Below are 18,479 nucleotides of genomic sequence, written 5' to 3'. Positions count from 1 at the left end.
GCCGGCTTGCGCCGGCGCGACGCACAACCCTGAAGTTGTCATCCCGGCGCAGGCCGGGATCCGGTATCCGAGGTGAAGAGCTGATGCCGAAGTTGGCCGACCCGCAATGACTATCCGACTTGCCATCAACGGCTATGGCCGCATCGGCCGTTCTGTGCTGCGCGCCCTTTACGAATCCGGTGCGCGCGACCGGATGCAGATTGTCGCCATCAACGAGCTGGCCGACTGTGCCACCATTGCCCACCTCACCAAGTACGATTCCGTCCATGGCCGCTTTGCCGGCGACGTCTCGGTGGAAAACGACACGCTGGTCGTTAACGGCGACCGCATCGCGGTGACGCACCGTGAGCAGCTGGAAGAGCTGGACTGGTCCGCCAGCGCTGTGGATATCGTGCTGGAATGCACCGGCAGTTTTACCGAGCGCGCGAAGGCTGAACTGCACCTCAAAGCCGGGGCTAAAAAAGTCCTGTTTTCCCAGCCCGCCAGCCGCAATGTGGATGCCACCATCGTGCACGGTGTGAACGACAGTGTGCTGACAGGTCGGGAAACGATTGTCTCCGCCGCCTCCTGTACCACCAATTGCAGTGTGCCGGTGATTGCCGCGCTGGATAAAGCCTTCGGTATCGATGCGGGGGTGATCACCACCATTCACGCCGCGATGAACGACCAGCCGGTGAGCGATGCTTACCACCACACGGACCTGCGCAAGACCCGTTCCGCGGTCACTTCCATTATCCCGGTGGATACCGGGTTGGCCCGCGGTATCGAGCGCATTCTCCCGGAGCTCGCCGGACGTTTCGAAGCCCAGGCCATGCGTGTTCCCACCGTCAATGTGTCAGCGATCGATCTGTCTGTACAGTTGCACCGCGACGTCACCCAGGCTGAGGTCAATAGCGTCCTGGCAAAGGCGGCAGAGACCAATTTTGCCGGAGTGCTCGGTTACACCGAAGAGCCCCTCGCTTCCTGCGACTATAACCACGACCCCCGCTCCGGCATCGTCGATGCCAGCCAGACCCGGATTGCCGGCGGCAAGCTGGTGAAGGTGCTGATCTGGTTCGATAATGAGTGGGGGTTTGCTAACCGGATGCTGGATGTCGCCAAAACGCTGCAGCAGTAGGATTGCGCTGAGTCGCTACCCTTGGCTCGCCAATAACCACAATTCATTTCTGTGAAGATCTACCTCCTCACCCACGAGCGGGAACTCCACCGGCCAACGAATACCGGTTCTGTCGCCATGGCTGCGGCAGGCATGCTGGTGCAGCGGATTGTCTGGGAGCGCAAGAACCCAGCGCTTGAACTGCAGAGCCTGGCTGCGGCCGGACAGGTGGCACTGGTGTATCCCGCTACAGAATCCGGCCAGCAGACTCATCACGTCGATGAATTTGAGCACTTCATTTTGCTGGATGGCACCTGGCAGGAAGCCCGCAAGATGTTCAATCGCACGCCCTACCTCCAGTCTGCGCCGCAAGTCAGCCTGAAGCCGCAGAGTGTGTCCACCTACCTGCTGCGCAGAAACCAGCGCGACGGCGGGCTCTGTACAGCCGAGTGCGTGGTTGAATTGCTACATGCCAAAGGCCATGTGGACCTGGCATTGGCACTCGAGGCGCGCTTCAGTGAGTTCAACAGCCGCTGATGCACCCGTCGCTGGCATTTGCTGCCCCTAGCTATTCCGATTTAGTCTTACTGAGAAGTTACTAATCCGCCGACCCAAAAATAATAAACCAGAGGGGAAGCCATGCCGGCCCGAAAACTGATCCTGAAACAAGTTCCTGCCCTGGCGCTATACGCCAGCCTTGCCATGTCTACGACCGCAGCCGAATTCACAACGGGACCGCTTATCGAGGGTTATGGCCCGGTTGCCAAAGTCGAGCAAAGCCAGCCGTTGTCCGGCAAGGAAACCTTTATGGTCGCCTTTGATGTGGCTGAAGAGGGTGGGCAGGAAAAGCAGAACCGGAAATTTGAGAGCCTGGCGCGATTCCTGAATATGCATGTTCGCGCGGGCATTGATCCGGAGAAGATTCGCCTGGCGCTGGTGGTGCATGGTAAAGCTGGCTTTGATCTCCTGAATGAGTCGGCGTATGCGGACAGGTATCAAACTGCCAACCCCAACGCGCCTCTGCTCGCTCGGCTGACAGATAACAATGTCCGGGTAATCCTCTGTGGCCAGTCGGCCGCCTACCATGGCATCGAGCCTAAAGATCTGTTGCCAGAAGTCGAAATGGCACTTTCAGCCATGACAGCACACGCGCTATTGCAGCAGCAGGGCTATACGATTAATCCTTTCTAGGGTTGTTCCTGTCCGGGTGTCGAAGCCCTGTCGCCTTGATTCTCCAGCAGCCAGCGTTTGTCGTGGATCACTCCGCATTATTCACCCGGATAAGGTGTTATTTGGTGCTTGGGTTCAGGTCAGTGTATCCAATCCGCGGCAAGCCGGCGGCCTTGGGTGGGCATGCCCTGCGGCGTGCAGGGCGTGGGTCAAAAAACCGGCGCGATCGCCGGTTATCTGCGGTTGAATGATCGCGTCCTTTATTACGATCCGGTGATTTCCCGTATCGCGGTGAGGTCAGGCTTGTTCGGGCGCCTGCGTTCCAGTTCATGCTGATAAATGAAGGTGCCCAGCTCCCGCATAAAGGGTTTAGCCACCTCGTCTATCTGATACTCATCGTCATTGAGTGTATCGTTCTCATTGGCATAGATGACGGCCGACAGAAAGAATTCCACCTGGTTTTCGAGATCGATGATGTAAGTTGAATCAACTACATGCCCATATGCCCAGCCGGACTTATTGAACACCTTAATGTGGTCAGGGATGTTCCGGGCTTCTCCGCCAAACATCAAAAACTTTGAATAGTTTTCTGGATATTCCCCGGAGTCATATTTGGGGCTTTTGCTGTGCGGTGGCAGTGTCGACATGTAGCGTATTACCAGAGCCCGGTCTTCTTTGCGCAGATGGAACTGCTCCGTTTCAGCAAAGAGCTGTGGAAAAATCAGCCGCTTCACGATGCCATCGAGATCGGCCAGGGCAAGGCGGTTTTTGCTGGTAAAGTCCATCGGTGCCTCGATCTTTTCGCCAGCACTGATATAGGCTTGTCCCAGCTCGGGTCGGGCAGTGTTGATATACCTGTAATCGCTGCGTCGCTCCGGAATTGCAAGGATGGTGTTCCCCTCAGGCCCGATAAACCGAATCGGGTTGTACTGACGATTCTCTTCCTCGGAAATCCGTGTACTCAGCCGATGATTGATCAGTGTGTTTTTCAGCCCCTTGGCTGCCAGTTTCTGGTTAATGTAATCCTGCCCCAGCAGCTCATACAGGCGGTTACTGGCATCATTATCGCTGACTAGAAGAATCTTTTTGATGTAGTGGGCGATGCTGGGAATGCCGTTTTCTGCGGTGGGGTCGCGATGCGCGGTAGTCTGGGCTGGTGTGGCCGCATCTGTGAGCATGCCGGTTTCAGAGGTCAGGCCATCAATGTCCTGCTCAGCCAGCCATTCCAGTGCCAGCAGCGAAATTGGCAGTTTTACCGTGCTCGCTGGATAGAAGTAACGGTTTGCGTCTAGCCCGGACTGATAGCTACGCAACACCGGTTTGTTGTTCCGGTCGCGATCTACCCGGGTATAGAGAATCTGAACCCGATATCGCTCTGGATCGGCCATGACGCTGTTTAAAATTGGATATCCAGCGTCGGCTCCCGCCAACAGCTCATCTATCGGTTCACAGCTTTTGGTTGGTGCCGACAAGCCACAATCGGCAGAGGCCAGCATGGAAGCTCCAAGAGTGAGAAGTAACAGCGTCAGACTCCGTCCTTTCACGGTCGGTCCCTTTTTTCGATTTATTCATTGATCATATCGGCCACTGGCAGCCGAGACAAACCCACGTTGTGGCGTCGCACTCATGAAGCTCGGTGCGCACCCAGAAAATCGCAGAGGAAACTGCTAACTACAGGAGTGACACGTGCCGCGGTATCGCTGTTGACAGCCACGAAGTGGTGGACGCGGCAGGTTGGTGAGGTCGCTGATCCAGCAGGTGAATGAGCATAGGAGTGTTGGTCTGTCTCAGTTGTTCGGCCCCAACTTGAGCCCTCCCCGGCACGGCTTTTAGTGTCCCCTGTCGCGGCTGCGGGGCGGCAGGGGCGAATAAACTGTCACCTGAGGCCTCCATGGGTTGACTTACGCGCCAAAATATTCACAAGCAGTGATCCAGAATGAATAATTCTTGACGGAAGGTGCCTGTGGGAATAGTTTATTTGTGTCGGGCGGATTGGTTCGGCTGCCCTCCACAACTAGATAAAAAGCGGAGTGGTCCATGAACAAACTGCAACGTGCGATACGTCTCGCAAATTATTCCCTGCTTACAATTGGCACCCTGGCAGCGCTTCCTGCGTTTGCGCAAGGCAACACCGACACCACCCCTTCGGCAGCGGCCATCGAGGAAGTCGAGGTCACGGGCTACCGGGGCTCGGTCAAGAAAAGCCTCGATATCAAACGCAATGCGGATGCCATGGTGGATGCCATTTCTGCCGAGGACGTGGGCAAGTTCCCTGACCAGACGGTTGCCGATGCCTTGCAGCGGGTAGCGGGCGTGTCGGTGGAGAAGTCCGAGGGTGAGGCGGACCGTGTCAGCATCCGCGGCACTGCTCCCCACCTGAATATGACGCTGTTCAATGGCCAGCATGTGGCCACTGCGGAAGCTTCTGCGAGCGTGCTCAACCCGCCCAGCCGCAGCTTCAATTACTCGCTGCTGCCTTCGGAGCTGATCGATACACTTGAGGTACACAAATCCGCCCAGGCCAAGATTGAAGAGGGTTCCGTGGGCGGCACGGTGATCGTCAAAACCCGGTCCCCCCTAGAAACAGCATCGAACCACATCGCCTTCTCGGTCAAGAACATGTATCAGGAAGCGAGTGGGGAAAATAGCCCGTCGCTGTCCGGCTTTTATAACTGGAAGAACGAGGCGGGAGACTTTGGTTTCAACCTGGGCTACGTCCGCAAGGACAACCGCATTCAGCGGGATACCAATGGTCTGGGCTATCAGGGCTACCAGCCGGTCAATGATGCAGATGGGAACCTGCAGTATTACCTGCCCAACAACATCCGTTCGACCCGCTACAAGTCTGAAAAGGATCTATCGACGGTCAGCGCAAATCTGGAATGGCAAGCGACTGACAGCCTGAACATCGAATTCACCAATCTTTTCTCTCAGGTGGACCGGATGAATCAGTCCATCACCAATGGTGTTCGAACTCTGGGTGCCACGTCCGGAGCTGGTATTGAGAACCCCGTTCTGGTCGATGGTGTCCTGGTTGCCGGTTCCCTGTCAGCTGATGCCAATAGTGGCCGTGAACGGGAAGAATCGTGGTATAGCACGAATAATAATACAGGTGGGTATGAGACACGGGCACACAACCTCAAGCTGGAATACGAGGGTGCGGGATATACGCTGACAGCTCAGCTGGGGACGACTGCAGCGAAGGGTGACATCCTCGATGACCAGATTGAGTTTGAGGCCAGTGCCGATGCCTCATTTGACCTTCGCGGTGAGCCGACTTATGCATTTACTTATACGCCTGCTCCCGCCGACTATGCGACGATGTATACCCATCGCAATATCTTCGATAACTCCGAGCAAGAGAATTACGCACAGCTTGATCTGAATCTGGAGCTGGACAACCAATGGTTCACCTCTGTTGACATTGGTGCGAAGTATCGCGACCACAACAAGGACTCCAATCTCCATAAAGATGTCTGGATCGTGTTCCTGGATCCCTGGATCACAACTCTCGACAATTATGCCAACGGATCTGTAGCGGATGACTTCAAAGGGTCAAGCGATTCTCAGCAGGGCCTGTATGAATTCAATTATGCCAATTGGCAAGCCTGGACCGCGGAGACGCCCACGTACCGTTCGAATTATCGTCCTGATTACAGCTTTGAGCTGCAGGAGCAGGTAGCAAGCGCTTACGTGCAGGGCAACTTCGATTATGAAAGGCTGCACGGTAATGTCGGCCTGCGCTATGCCAAAACCAGCGGTACCAGCATCGGCTTCCAGCTCTTCAAGCCTGTTTCCTGGAACCCCGATACCTGGACCATGACTCCGGCTGAAATCGATAACGATTATTCCAATGTGCTGCCTAGCATGAATCTGGCTTACGATATCAATGACGATGTGGTGATGCGCTTTGCTGCGGCCAAGGTCCTGTCGCGTCCGGATTACGACAACCTGAAAATGACCCGTGGTTTCGCCAACAGTATCTGGGTGCCCGGGTACGATGGCTTTGGCAGCGGCGGCAACCCGGATCTGGAGCCCTATCGCGCAACACAGTACGACCTGTCGACCGAATACTATTTCACTGATTCCTCAATCGTATCCGTTGCCTACTTCTATAAAGACATCGATACCTATATCGATACTGCCGATGTCGGCGAGGATCTCATCGGCGAAGATGGGCCCGGGTATTACCGCATCACCATCCCGGTAAATGGCATCGGCGGTGTCAACCAGGGTATAGAACTGAATTTCCAGCATGACTTTGGTAATGGATTTGGTGTACTGGCGAACTACACCTACTCAGATGCCGATATGCTGGAGACAGAAGAAGAGCGGGCTGCCGGTATTGAAAAGCAGTTGCCGGCCAACTCCAAGGATACCTACAACCTCACTGCTTATTACGAGGACTACGGTGTATCTGCACGGCTCGCTTACAACTACCGCTCACGGTACTACACCGGCACCAGGCGTAATGAGCTGGATCAGTATCGTGATGGGTACGGGCAGCTGGATGCCAATCTCTCTTACCAGTTGACCGACAACGTATCGCTCGTTATGAACCTGTTAAACCTGACCGATGAAGAACAATCCATCGAGTGGGGTGAGCAGGCGCTTCCGGGAGACGTTCACCAGTTCGGTCGTCGAATCTTTGCCGGGGTCTCGGCAAAATTCTAACAATCTCTCCTCGTTGATGGTCGTTGCTTGGCCGGCATCCCTGGATGCCGGCTTTTTTGTTATTGGACGATGGGGTAGTCCTACGGGTGAGCTTGAGCTCCTTTCAACATTGGGCGCTCGATATGCCGGTGGCCAGAATGGGATGTTAGTTGACGGAGCGGCAAGCCTCGTGCGGCTCGCTACTATCACCATTGCAGCGGACGCAGGGGATATTAGTGATCCAAATGTGCATGACATGCGCCATTACTGTGATGCAGTCCACAAATCTACCGGCTTGACGGAGAAATAGTGTAGTACTATCAGTCTCGCTTGGGGGCTGTCATGTGCTTGGCAGGCGTAGAATAAAATTTACATTGGGGGATTTATGGCCAGAAACTTGGCTGTAGCAATCTTGCTTTCCGCGGTTTCTACAATCGCGATTCCTGTCTGTACTGCATCGGATCTTAAGCCAAGCGGGCAGCGTCTGCAGACTGCAGAACCAGCAAAGTCGTCTCAGTCTGATGCCGAGTTGCAGAAACCCAAGAGGTTGGCGGAATTTCGACCAGATGAAGAAGTCTCGGTCATAATCCATTTCAAACAGAAACCGGCTCTGTCCGTGCTTGCAGAAAAGAGGGCTCAGGGACACAGCCGGGCTGCACAAGCCACCGCAACAAGCAAAGCTCGGCGAGATCTAGAGATTCAGCACGGACAATTTGTCAGTGAGCTTCAACAGAAAAAGCTAATTTCCTCCAGCAAGAGAAACTTCGCCCTGGCTTTAAACGGCATCGCCACTCGCATTCGCGCTGGTGATGTAAAGAAGATCGCCTCCCTTCCCGATGTAAGTGGCGTCACTCTAGACAGACGTCTTAAAGTTTTGGGCGATGCAAGCGTCGAGCAGGTGGGAGCGCCAACTGTCTGGGCGATGCAGGACGCCCAGAACCGGACGGTTACCGGCATCGGTGTAACGATTGCAATCATCGATACAGGAATCGATTATACGCATCCTGATCTCGGTGGCTGTCTGGGTTCCATGTGTAAGGTTATCGGCGGTTATGACTTTGTTAATAACGATGCCGATCCGATGGATGACAATTCCCATGGAACAGCGGTAGCAGGTGTAGCAGCAGCTAGTGGTTCATTAACAGGGGTCGCGCCAGACGCAAAAATTCTAGCGTACAAGTCGATGGATGCGGAAGGCTGGGGTTACGAGAGCGATATAATTGCAGCGATGGAGCATGCGATCGACCCCGATGGTGATCCACTTACAGACGACTCTGCCCATGTTATTAACTTGAGCTTGGGTTCACGCTGGACTGGAAGCACGTCGAGCCTTTCCAGGGCCGCCGATTTGGCTATGGATGCGGGCGTAATTGTTGTTGCCGCAGCAGGCAATGACGGTGCTTATGGAGTGAATACGATCAATGCGCCCGGGTCGGCCAATAAAGTGATTACAGTCGGCGCTATTGACTCGAATGGCAATGTGGCATCCTGGAGCTCTCGCGGGCTGTTTGCTGGAAATGCCGACATGGGTGTGGCGTCCGTCAAGCCCGAGCTGGCTGCTCCGGGCGTTGATATTGAAACGACCGACCTGGCGGGTACTTTCGGCCGGTTTAGTGGCACATCCTTCGCCGCTCCCCATGTTGCCGGTGCGGCCGCTCTGATGCGCCAGCTATACCCTGAACTTTCCTCAGCCGAAATCAAAGCTCTACTCATCAATAATACAGATGTAGCGAACGGTTCGGTCGAAGCAATCGGTAATGGGCAATTACAGGTGGCGCTCGCTGCTCAGGCAACCTATCTCGTCAGTCCTCCAACACTGTACCTGGGTTACTTTGGTCAGGCACCTGGTTCATCGAAAAGCAGGTCCATTACGATTCGGAGTTTGGCTGGGGCGCAGGAGTTTTCCGTTTTCGATCAGGGTGGGTTCCCTTCCGGGGTAACTGTCAACAGCGATCCGACACCAGTACAGGTAGGGCCGGGTGAAGAACAGGTCGTGACAGCGTCTGTGGACGTGAATCTCGGGCAAGTAGCTATCCCGGATGATATTGCAGAAGTCTATAGCTCAGGACTCACGGTAACTTCCGGTGCCGCTTCCGTTTCTATCCCTGTCGCTTTTCATCGTGCCGAGGTGCTGAAGCTACAGGAAAACTGGCTACCTGGTGATTACTGGAGCTACTGGGCAAAGCTCTTCGACGACGCTCATGAATACTCCGGATATACCGATAGCTATGAGAGTCAGGAACCCGCGCTCTACATTCCCGTGCGGGATGCGCCGCTACAAGGCCTCTTCAATGTTGACCACTGGTCAGTGCTGCATGGATTGGAAAATATTTCGGCAGCAACGGGTCCGATTGTCGTTGAATCAGGAAATATTGGTTACAGCGTCAATCGTCCGGTTATGCCAAGTGGTACACCTCTGCAGTACTTCGAGCAAAAACTACAGATAACCCATGAGGCATCTCCCGAAACCATGCTATGGAATGTGGGATATGGGGGCGACTGGGCTCCGCATAATATGGTGGGGCTGACAGAGGGGTTCCGTGTTCAATATTTTGGGCTGTTCGAAGAGCCGAATCGTAGTCCATCCGATCGAAACTTTTTTTTGCTGAAATCAGATCAGAGGGGGTTGAGTACTTCAGTCGATTTCATACTCCCAGAAAGTAGTGGCTCAAAGATGTTGATCAATGGGCCCGGTTGGGATGCTTCCGGCTTTTCGCTCACTTTTATGGGGATGAGCTATGTGCAAGGAGGTGTGTCTGGCGCTGGCGGCGTTGGGCCTGCCAATTACGGGCCGTTATTGTTGACCTTCAATGGCAATGAAGTTAATCCCTATACATCTCTTATTTTTCCTGAGTTAAGGATAATGAATGAGAGTTTTGACAACCTTGCACACACCGCTGGCTTGTCATTTTCACCGGAAAGCTACCGAAAAGTCAGGAGAAGTGATTCAGATATTGATCGGGTCGATCTCATTGTGGAGCGGGATCATGGAACAATAATCCTGGGTCAGGGGTTCAGATTCTGGTCGGCAGAGTTGCAGAGTCGGGAAAATGTCGTTTCGGTCAAGCCTGATCTAAATGGTTATGCATCCATGACATCCGTGATGGATAGCTGGGGTAACCATTACCCCCAAGACATCTCGTATATTGCTACATGCTTAGACAACGGATGGGTTGCCGGGTCAGGTGCATTGTCCAGTGGGCTTCTTTTTTCGCTTACCGGTTGTTCAGCTCTGAGTGTCCGTTTCGAGTATCCAAACTACCTGAATGGTAGCCAGCATCAGTCCACCGCGGAGTTGACGACAACGAATCTTACCCTGTCTGAAACTCCACGAATTACGATGCTGGAACTGAGGGAAGGTGCTGAGCTTTCCACCTATGCAGAGGGTGTCTCTGAGTTACACTTATCGGTTGAGTCACCTTCGGTGTTGGAAGCGGTCTCTCTAGAGCTTGGTTTTTCTGATGGTAGTTGGCAGGTACTACCGGCTGAGTTGGTAGCAGAGCGTTATGTAGCATCGCTTCCCGCGCTCAATTCTGCAGAGGAGGTCAATCTTAGAGTCAGCATAAGTGATGTCTCTGGAAATGTGCTGGTGAATACCATTAACGGTGCTTTTCTGCTTGGTGCAGGTGCGTCAGGGCAGGTTGACCTGGATGGTGACGGAGTCACTGATGCCCTCGATGCATTACCGGTTGATCCGACAGAAATTCAGGATACCGACGGTGATGGCATCGGTAATAACAAAGATGGTGATGATGACAACGACGGCGTGGCTGATGAATTCGATGCATTCCCTGAAGACCCCTCGGAATCCATGGATACGGATGGGAATGGTGTCGGGGACAATCGTGATGTTGATGATGACGGTGATGGCGTAGAAGATGATCTAGATGCATTCCCGCTGGACCCTCTCGAGTGGGAAGATACTGATTCTGATGGTATCGGCAACAATGCCGATGCTGATGACGACAATGATGGTGTAGAAGATTCTGAGGATCTTTTCCCTCTTGATCCGTCAGAGTCCGCAGACACTGACGGTGATGGTATTGGTAACAATGCCGATACTGACGATGACAATGATGGCGTAGAAGATGTCAACGATGACCTGCCTCTGGATCCGGAGGAGACCGTCGATACCGACATGGATGGCATTGGCAATAATGCGGATACCGATGATGATGGCGATGGCGTTGCGGATGATGAGGATTCCAAGCCTCTGGACCCGAACTATTGGGATACCCTTGATGCGAGTGTGACGGCAAGTTCGCTTTCCCTTGAGCAATCAAGTGCAGTGAAGGGCGATCAGGATGTGGTGCTCCAGGTCTTCCAATTGACAACCAACCTGCAGACGACCCTCGGCAGTATTACGTTCAAGGCCTCCGGTACGGGTGATGAAAGTACCGGTGTGGAGAAAGTCCGCTGGTATCTGGACGTGAATCGGGATGGCGCTGTCGATACAGGGGATCAGCTGCTCGGTGAAGGGAGTTATGATCTGGATGATGGGCGCCTGAACCTGATGATTACGGGTGACCCCCTGGAGCTTTCGGCAGGTGAGCATGAGTTCATCATCGCTTACGATCTGGCGCCTTAAGGAGGAATAGCAATGGCTCTTAAAACTATACGAACCGGGCTGGTGATGCTATTCGCTGTTGCACTCTCCGCATGCGGTGGTGGTGGCAGTGGCGGTAGTGAATCTTCCGGCAGCGGTGGCGGTGGTGGCTCGACGACGGTAACCCGGACTTACCAGCTGGAGCTTGAAGAGATCGAGCTGAATCGAGCTGATTCGGGGGAAGCCCTGGCCGTCGAGGGCTTGCCGCTCAAAGGGACTGAAGTCTCTGTGACTGAGTAACATTGGGAGCAGGGGCCAGCTTCTTCTGGCCTCCTTTACGAGTGGGTATCCGAAAAGGTGTGCTTACAATGCTTTGTGTGGGGGCTGGGTTATCCCCGGATAAATTGTGACTTCTTTACCCAGTGATTGCCCCGGTATGTTCGGGTGGGCTCTTTGCTGCGCTTGGCCCAGAAGAAGTGCCGGTTGAACTGGAACTCCACCTCGTATCCCTCCGCCAGCGCCGCCAGGGGCATGGCTTGCCAGCTGCTCTGGCGTCGCTTGCTGGTGGCTTCCAGCAGGTATTCCCGGTTGTTGACGATCGCCACTACCCAGGCATGCCCCTCTCCCTTCAGGGTACCCATGGCCACACGAGCATCGACTCCAAGGTTGATCAGCCAATCGGCGAGGAGGATGGCGTGGTCCTCGCAATCGCCTCGTTTCTGGAAAAAAGCCTGCCGTGAGGTCTGCCAGATATCCGCCAGCCCGGCGTACTGCAGGTGGTCGTACTGGTACTCCTTGCGGGTCGCCAGTGTATAAAGGGGCACCCACAGTTCGCGGGTCTTGAAGGGCTGGAAGCCCACCAGGTAGCTGTTGGCAAAATGGTGCTTCTGGTCCAGGCCCCGCGCGGAGGCGGTCGCCTCCCGAATGCCCCGCCAGTGCCAGATGGATACGTAGGCACTGTCCTCCTCACTTCGGGTTGCGATGGCCCGATGGAGGAAGTCTTCCGTAAGCGGCTCGCTACTACCCTGAACCCGCACTACGCCGCGCTGGCTATCTTGGTGTTGCTGTCCTGATGCGGTGGCAGTCATCCGCTCTGCAGTCAGCATTTCGGCCGTCTTGTCGGGAGAGCGATCGTAGTACCCGCCCATCTTGAGGGCCAGGTGCGGGGCCATCAGTGCGGCGGTGACGAGGCTGAGGAGGAGCCAGGTGCGCATGACGATCGCGCTCAGCCCTTGAGCCCAAAGGAAATAATAAAGGCCACAAAAACAAGGATGGTCGAGGCAAAAATGGCCACGGCGATATTCCCTTTCTTGAGCTCCCCTTCGATATCCACATGCCGCAGCAGCTTTTTATCGATGATGATCAGCGAGATCATGCCGATGAACAGTGCCAGGACGGTATAAAGGATATTGACACCGATATTGAAAAGAGTTGCGGTAATAAATTCCAGTTGCATGACTTCTATTGGACTCAGAGACTCTTGAGAGCCCGATTAAATCACAAAGCAGCGTTGCACGCAGGGCGGGCCCTGCGCAGATGCCGCAATAGCTTCTGCCTGCGACCCTGGTGCTGATGCTGCTGGTCCTGCCGTTTGCCCGCGAAGCTGGTAGTCTTGTCGGCCAGCTGACGGGAGCCGGGGTACCAGACTGGCCCGGATAAATAACTGAGAACCGAGGAGAGGGTGTATGCGCATGCGCAACACGTTGTGGGCACTGGTGCTGATGCTTACGGGAGCCGTGGCCCAGGCAGGCAGTATTGCTGAATATACGGAAGGTATGGAACGGCACGAGGGTTACCATGACTTCTACTGGGACAATGCCAGCGGGCGGGTCTTGCTGCAGGTGGAAGCGTTTGATCGCGAGCTGCTGCTGCTGACGGGGCTCGCCCAGGGGCTGGGCTCCAACCCGGTGGGGCTGGATCGCAACCAGGTGGGCGATACCCGGTTGGTGCGCTTTGAGCGAGTTGGCAACAAGGTCCTGTTGCACCAGCTGAACACCCGTTTCCGTGCAAAATCGGACAATGCAGCCGAGCGCAGGGCCGTTGAGGAGGCCTTTGCCTCGTCGGTACTGTGGGGCTTCGATGTTCTGGCGGGAGAGCAGGGTAGCGCCCTGGTGGATTTTACTCCGTTCTTGCTGAGTGATCAGCACGGCATCGCTACGCGTCTGAAGGACACCGGCCAGGGGAGCTATTCCCTCGACCAGGGCAAATCCGCAGTCTACCTGCCCCGCACCAAAAACTTCCCCAAAAACAGCGAGTTCGAGGCCAGCCTGACTTTTGCCGGGACCTCTTCCGGTGAATACGTGCGAGAAGTCGTGCCTACGGCGGCACTGGTGACCCTGAGGCAGCATGTCTCCCTGGTGGAGCTGCCGGATGAGAATTACCAGCCGCGCCGTTTCCACAGCAATAGTGGCTACTTTCCAATGACCTATCGCGACTATGCGACGGCCATCGACGAGCCCATGGATCAGCGCCTGATCTACCGCCACCGGCTGGAGAAGAAGGCCGGCAGCGATGAGCCGCTGGAGCCCATTATCTACTATGTGGATTCCGGGGTGCCGGAGCCCGTGCGCAGTGCCCTGATCGAGGGGGCCAGCTGGTGGAACCAGGCTTTTGAGGCCGCCGGGTTTAAAAATGCTTTTCAGGTAAAACTGTTACCAGAGGGAGCTGACCCGCTCGATGTACGTTACAACGTCATCAACTGGGTGCATCGGTCCACAAGGGGCTGGTCTTATGGATACTCCATCGCAGATCCCCGCACCGGGGAAATCCTCAAAGGCAACGTCACTCTGGGCTCCCTGCGGGTGCGCCAGGATTTCCTGATTGCCCAGGGCCTGCTGCAGCCCTATGCCGGGGATGAGGCGGACACCTCGGCACTGAAGGAGATGGCGCTGGCCCGCATTCGCCAGCTCTCCGCCCATGAAGTGGGGCATACGCTGGGGCTGGCACACAACTTTGCCGCCAGTGCGGCGGGCCGGGCCTCGGTGATGGATTACCCGGCACCATTGGTGACCCTGAACGACGGCGAGCTGGATCTGGCTGAGGCGTACGACTCCGGTATCGGCCGCTGGGACAAACTGGCCATCATGTACGGTTACGGCAGCGGTGAAAGCGAGACAGGCTACCTGGAAAGCGTGCTGAGGTTAGCGCAAGAGGAGGGGCTGCGTTTTATCTCAGACCCGGACTCGCGCACCATCAATAACGCCCACGCAGCCTCTCATTTGTGGGATAACGGTGCTGACCCGCTGCAGGAATTCGAGCGCATGACCCGCTTGCGCGCCCATGCTCTGGAAAACTTCTCCACTGCAGCCAATCGACCCGATACACCCCGATCGGCGCTGGAGGAGACCCTGGTTCCGGTTTACTACGGCCATCGCTATCAAGCGGAGGCAGTAGGCAAGTTGATCGGCGGCCTGGACTACGACTATCTGCAGAACGACGCTGCACAGGCGAGCTACTCCATGGTGCCAGCCGAGCGGCAGGAGCAGGCAATCGACGCCCTGTTAGGCAGTCTTGAGCCGCAATTCCTGCGCTTGCCGGAGCCGGTGCTGAATCTGCTTCCCCCCAAAGCCTATGGTTATGCACGGACTCGAGAGAGCTTCCCCGCTTATACCGGGGTCACCTTCGACGCTATTGCCGCAGCCGAGGCCGCTGCCGGTCATACGCTGGATATCCTGTTAAACCCGGAGCGTGCGGCGCGATTGCAGCAGCAGGCTGCCCGCAGCGATCGGCAGCCGGGTTTCGCCTCAGTGCTCGGTCAGCTGACAGAGAAGGCTTTGCAGTCCGGCAAGTACAGTGGCATGGAGGCAGCCATCCACCAGCGGGTGAATCATGTCTACGTGCACAAGCTGATGACACTGAGCGGCAATGCTCAAGCGCCGGAGTCGGTACGGGCCAGCGCCAGTATGGAGCTCACACGCTTGCTGCAGGGGATCGGGCGCATGAAACTGTTTGGCGATGACCCCGAGAATTACAGTGCCCACTATTACTATCAGGCCCAGCGTATCGCAGCCTTCAATGAAGGGAGGCTCGAACCCGAAGGGGAGAAGCTGAAGTCGATGCCGCCGGGTTCCCCGATCTGATCGAACGAGAATCCCAAGCAGAAAAGGCGCCCCTGAACTGAATAGGGGGGCGCCTTTTTTATGCGAAAAAAAGGCCGCGCAGGGCGGCCGAAGGGGTCAAGATCGGATGGTCTATGAAAAATCAGTCCAGTTGAATCAGGTCGTAGTTCGCCAGTTGGGGGATGGCGGCATGGACTTCTGTCTCGGTCTGGTCGATGGCCTCCATCTGACGACAGAGGCTATCGGTCATCGCTTCTAGTGCTTCCGCTTTCTCCTCGATGGCACCTTCTGCTGCTTCCGCTGCCTGCTCGGCCTGAGCTTCGATGCTGCGGCCACCGGTCAGGGCGGCTTTCAGCGCATTCCAGGCGATGGTCCCGGCGGAATCCATCGCAATTTTCTCCAAGCGCGGCTCCAGGTCCTCGCCGATCGTCTCTTCGACAAAATCTTCCACGCCGTCAGTGCCCAGTGTGTAAACGCCATCCTGTTCGCTGAAGCGCTGATAAGCTCGCTTCTCTACCTCGGCCATGGTCAGGCGCAGTTCCTCGGCATTTGGGTGGTCCAGACCCGCCAGTGTGGTCAGCGCGATGCTGACACCGTGCAGCGCGACATCCACGGCCAGCAGCGAAATCAGGCTCAGGTTGCGGCTGGCCTCATGCATCTGGCCGTAGTAGCGGGCCATCAATGCCTGCTGTTCGTCGTTCAGTGCGATGGTCTCTCCATCCACCAGCAGCGCGCCAGGCACTTCGTAGTGGAACAGCACGTCGGGTGCATCAGTACTCTCCCGCACATCGATGAATGACGGACCCAGTCGCACAGTGTGTTGGATATCAATATTGCAGTTGTCGCTCTCGTCGCTGCCGAACTGCAGGTTATCGGCGCTCACCGCACCGCTGGCGCTCAGGGCCGCGGCCATCAACAGGGGTTTCCACATGACAGATAAATCCACTTGTGTTCTCAGTTATGGATAGGATGCGGTGAGGATGCCGAATGGATGCACCGGACGAAAACTTTTTTCGGTGGGTGGATGTCCGGGCGCGATAACGGGAGAGATAACGGGAGAGATAACGGGAGAGATAACGGGAGAGAAAACGGGAGAGATAACGGCGTTGCGAGGATAGAGGCAAAAGAAAAAGGGGCCCGAGGGCCCCTTGTGATCCTGAGATCAACAGCGATCAGCCTTTCTTGGGCTTGCCGCCACCGTTGCCACCGCCGTTACCGCCGCCACCACCGGTGTCGCCACCGCCGGTATCACCACCACCACAGCCATTGGCGGTGAGGTAGTCAAAGGCGGCCTTGGCCTGAACCAGGCCGTAACCGTAGGCGTCATCGCGACCGGCTGCGCCCAGGTCTTCCGCAGAGGCATTCAGGGCCGAGCGAATATCGCTGGCGGAACAGCTTTCGAAGTGACTCCAGACGAGGGCTGCAACGCCAGCCACGTGCGGGGTGGCCATGGAGGTGCCGTTAAAGTAGGCATAGTCGCCCGCCTCGACCGCAACCGTGGCGGAGGTGCCCAGCTGGCCCATCAGCGCAGCGCCGTCGGTATCAGAAATGCCCACTGAAGGGATACTGGTGGCAACTTCACCCATGGTGCCGTACAGCATGCCGGGCTCGTTGTTGTAGATGATGGCGCCTACGCCGCCGCCGGCCTCACAGTTCAAAACCTTGTCGGCAAAGCTGATATTGCCGCGGGAGATCAGGCAGATTTCCCCGGCAGCATCGGTACAGGCAGACTCGCCCAGGCCGCAGTCAACCAGTGCACCGGAGGCCGATCCCAGCGGGCTGCCTTCCATTCCCGATGAATCCACGGCACTGCCGCCCACGGACACCGAGCTTACCGTCGCGCTGCCCACCGGAACACTGGACAGTACGTCCACACCGGGACCTGCCAGTTCGACCTGGTTGGTCTGCTGGGAGAAGTCCGCGATCATCTTGTTGCTATCGATAGCCGCGATAGACATAACGGAATCGTAGGAGGCCGGATAGGAGTGGCGGGTGTTGCCGTCATTACCGGCTGCAGCGATCGAGAGTACCCCCTGGCTGAGCAGGTTACCGAAGGCCTGATCCTCGGTCCGTGACTTGAATGACCCGCCCAGGCTCATGTTGATGACATCGGCACCGTTAGCGGCACAGGTGTCAGCGGCAGCAACCAGGGAGGAAGAGTAGCCCCAGCCGTCAGCATTGAATACCTTGACGATATGCAGATTGACATTAGCACCGGGCATCACACCCACAACGCCGACGCTGTTGTTGATCGCAGCGATGGTGCCGGCCACGTGGGTACCGTGTCCGTTCTCATCCTCGTACCAGTTGCCAGTGCCGCTGTCATTGCTGCCGGTTACGGCATTGCCGGACAGGTCCTCATGGCTGATGTCGTAGCCAGAATCGATGATACAGACAGTACGATTGCCAGCGGACATGTCACTGACCAGGTCCGCCTGCACCATGGGAATGCCGAAAGGCACTTCCTGGGCCAGTAGATAGCGTTTGGCGTCTTTTTCAACGTACTCAACATTGGGGTTGTTCTGCATGGCGCGCAGGGCGCGCTCCGGGAGATATGCGGCAACCGCATTGTGCTTGTTCAGTGACAGCGCTGGGCGGCCGCCGGCCTTCTGCAGTTGAGACTTGATGGCGGCGCCTTTGCCAGCCTGGAATTTGACGATGTAGCGCTCATCTGCGGCGGCGGAGGCCTGCGCAGATACTGCCAGGGCCAGCGCACTGGCAGTGAACACGGAGAAAAGTTTACTCATAGAAAATAGCTCCGGAGTGGGCTTTATGATGATTTATTGTTGACCACACCAACAGTGCCCCTTTGCCCAGCGGGTAATCTGGGTTCCTGGACACAGACCTCTGGTGGAGGAGCCCTGAAATTAGCACTGTTTTTCCAGGTGGTGCCGGATAATTTCATAACCTGTGAAGCGTTTTGCAAGCCTGAAATATGACCATAACATTGGCGTGG

At 56.1% G+C, this 18,479-nt stretch carries 12 protein-coding genes; 7 read left to right on the top strand and 5 right to left on the bottom strand.

Annotation, left to right across the window (positions count from 1 at the left end):
- Positions 1 to 106: 106 nt before the first annotated feature.
- The 3 genes from gap to AWR36_RS07935 all read left to right on the top strand — a co-directional run bounded on the left by gap (position 107) and on the right by AWR36_RS07935 (position 2,287).
- A complete protein-coding gene (gap, locus tag AWR36_RS07945; RefSeq protein ID WP_067083459.1) occupies positions 107 to 1,117 on the top strand; it encodes a type I glyceraldehyde-3-phosphate dehydrogenase in 1,011 nt (336 codons plus the stop codon).
- Positions 1,118 to 1,168: 51 nt separating this feature from the next.
- Positions 1,169 to 1,633, top strand: a complete 465-nt coding sequence (locus AWR36_RS07940) for a tRNA-uridine aminocarboxypropyltransferase (RefSeq protein WP_067083456.1) — start codon at positions 1,169 to 1,171, stop codon at positions 1,631 to 1,633.
- Positions 1,634 to 1,735: 102 nt separating this feature from the next.
- The gene (locus tag AWR36_RS07935; protein WP_082679478.1) at positions 1,736 to 2,287 is read left to right on the top strand and encodes a DsrE family protein; all 552 of its coding nucleotides are present in this window, start codon (positions 1,736 to 1,738) and stop codon (positions 2,285 to 2,287) included.
- Positions 2,288 to 2,529: 242 nt separating this feature from the next.
- On the opposite strand, the gene AWR36_RS07930 is transcribed toward AWR36_RS07935, so the two are convergent.
- Complete coding sequence (locus AWR36_RS07930) at positions 2,530 to 3,762, bottom strand: serine hydrolase (RefSeq protein ID WP_082679477.1); 1,233 nt, start codon at positions 3,760 to 3,762, stop codon at positions 2,530 to 2,532.
- A gap of 541 nt (positions 3,763 to 4,303) precedes the next feature.
- On the opposite strand from AWR36_RS07930, the gene AWR36_RS07925 reads away from it, so the two are divergent.
- From AWR36_RS07925 to AWR36_RS07915, 3 genes are all read left to right on the top strand, one after another.
- Entirely contained in the window at positions 4,304 to 6,940 is a 2,637-nt protein-coding gene (locus tag AWR36_RS07925) for a TonB-dependent receptor (protein ID WP_067083450.1), read from the top strand.
- A 364-nt stretch (positions 6,941 to 7,304) separates the two neighbouring features.
- The gene (locus AWR36_RS07920) at positions 7,305 to 11,507 is read left to right on the top strand and encodes a S8 family peptidase (RefSeq protein ID WP_082679476.1); all 4,203 of its coding nucleotides are present in this window, start codon (positions 7,305 to 7,307) and stop codon (positions 11,505 to 11,507) included.
- Positions 11,508 to 11,519: 12 nt separating this feature from the next.
- On the top strand, positions 11,520 to 11,765 hold the full coding sequence (locus tag AWR36_RS07915; RefSeq protein WP_141398494.1) for a hypothetical protein: 246 nt from the start codon (positions 11,520 to 11,522) through the stop codon (positions 11,763 to 11,765).
- 89 nt (positions 11,766 to 11,854) lie between these two features.
- On the opposite strand, the gene AWR36_RS07910 is transcribed toward AWR36_RS07915, so the two are convergent.
- Together AWR36_RS07910 and AWR36_RS07905 are read right to left on the bottom strand one after the other, a co-directional pair.
- The gene (locus AWR36_RS07910) at positions 11,855 to 12,679 is read right to left on the bottom strand and encodes a transglutaminase-like domain-containing protein (protein ID WP_067083440.1); all 825 of its coding nucleotides are present in this window, start codon (positions 12,677 to 12,679) and stop codon (positions 11,855 to 11,857) included.
- 11 nt (positions 12,680 to 12,690) lie between these two features.
- On the bottom strand, positions 12,691 to 12,921 hold the full coding sequence (locus AWR36_RS07905; RefSeq protein WP_067083437.1) for a DUF350 domain-containing protein: 231 nt from the start codon (positions 12,919 to 12,921) through the stop codon (positions 12,691 to 12,693).
- A gap of 229 nt (positions 12,922 to 13,150) precedes the next feature.
- Here AWR36_RS07905 and AWR36_RS07900 point away from each other — a divergent pair, with 229 nt between their 5' ends.
- A complete protein-coding gene (locus AWR36_RS07900) occupies positions 13,151 to 15,544 on the top strand; it encodes a zinc-dependent metalloprotease (RefSeq protein ID WP_067104560.1) in 2,394 nt (797 codons plus the stop codon).
- Positions 15,545 to 15,665: 121 nt separating this feature from the next.
- Here AWR36_RS07900 and AWR36_RS07895 read toward each other — a convergent pair whose 3' ends face one another.
- The gene (locus tag AWR36_RS07895) at positions 15,666 to 16,454 is read right to left on the bottom strand and encodes a DUF2884 family protein (RefSeq protein ID WP_082679475.1); all 789 of its coding nucleotides are present in this window, start codon (positions 16,452 to 16,454) and stop codon (positions 15,666 to 15,668) included.
- Positions 16,455 to 16,695: 241 nt separating this feature from the next.
- Complete coding sequence (locus AWR36_RS07890) at positions 16,696 to 18,270, bottom strand: S8 family serine peptidase (RefSeq protein WP_067083432.1); 1,575 nt, start codon at positions 18,268 to 18,270, stop codon at positions 16,696 to 16,698.
- Positions 18,271 to 18,479: the final 209 nt, after the last annotated feature.

The sequence above is a fragment of the Microbulbifer flavimaris genome (assembly GCF_001641755.2).
Classification (GTDB): domain Bacteria; phylum Pseudomonadota; class Gammaproteobacteria; order Pseudomonadales; family Cellvibrionaceae; genus Microbulbifer; species Microbulbifer flavimaris.
This window is presented reverse-complemented; position numbering and strand designations above follow the sequence as displayed.

What these genes read in the sequence shown, in the direction of transcription:
- AWR36_RS07925 (WP_067083450.1), top strand. Translation starts at nt 4,304, where the DNA reads ATGAACAAACTGCAACGTGCGATACGTCTCGCAAATTATTCCCTGCTT.
- AWR36_RS07905 (WP_067083437.1), bottom strand. Translation starts at nt 12,921, where the DNA reads ATGCAACTGGAATTTATTACCGCAACTCTTTTCAATATCGGTGTCAAT.
- AWR36_RS07930 (WP_082679477.1), bottom strand. Translation starts at nt 3,762, where the DNA reads ATGCTGGCCTCTGCCGATTGTGGCTTGTCGGCACCAACCAAAAGCTGT.
- AWR36_RS07890 (WP_067083432.1), bottom strand. Translation starts at nt 18,270, where the DNA reads ATGAGTAAACTTTTCTCCGTGTTCACTGCCAGTGCGCTGGCCCTGGCA.
- AWR36_RS07920 (WP_082679476.1), top strand. Translation starts at nt 7,305, where the DNA reads ATGGCCAGAAACTTGGCTGTAGCAATCTTGCTTTCCGCGGTTTCTACA.
- gap (WP_067083459.1), top strand. Translation starts at nt 107, where the DNA reads ATGACTATCCGACTTGCCATCAACGGCTATGGCCGCATCGGCCGTTCT.
- AWR36_RS07935 (WP_082679478.1), top strand. Translation starts at nt 1,736, where the DNA reads ATGCCGGCCCGAAAACTGATCCTGAAACAAGTTCCTGCCCTGGCGCTA.
- AWR36_RS07900 (WP_067104560.1), top strand. Translation starts at nt 13,151, where the DNA reads ATGCGCATGCGCAACACGTTGTGGGCACTGGTGCTGATGCTTACGGGA.
- AWR36_RS07915 (WP_141398494.1), top strand. Translation starts at nt 11,520, where the DNA reads ATGGCTCTTAAAACTATACGAACCGGGCTGGTGATGCTATTCGCTGTT.
- AWR36_RS07910 (WP_067083440.1), bottom strand. Translation starts at nt 12,679, where the DNA reads ATGCGCACCTGGCTCCTCCTCAGCCTCGTCACCGCCGCACTGATGGCC.
- AWR36_RS07895 (WP_082679475.1), bottom strand. Translation starts at nt 16,454, where the DNA reads ATGTGGAAACCCCTGTTGATGGCCGCGGCCCTGAGCGCCAGCGGTGCG.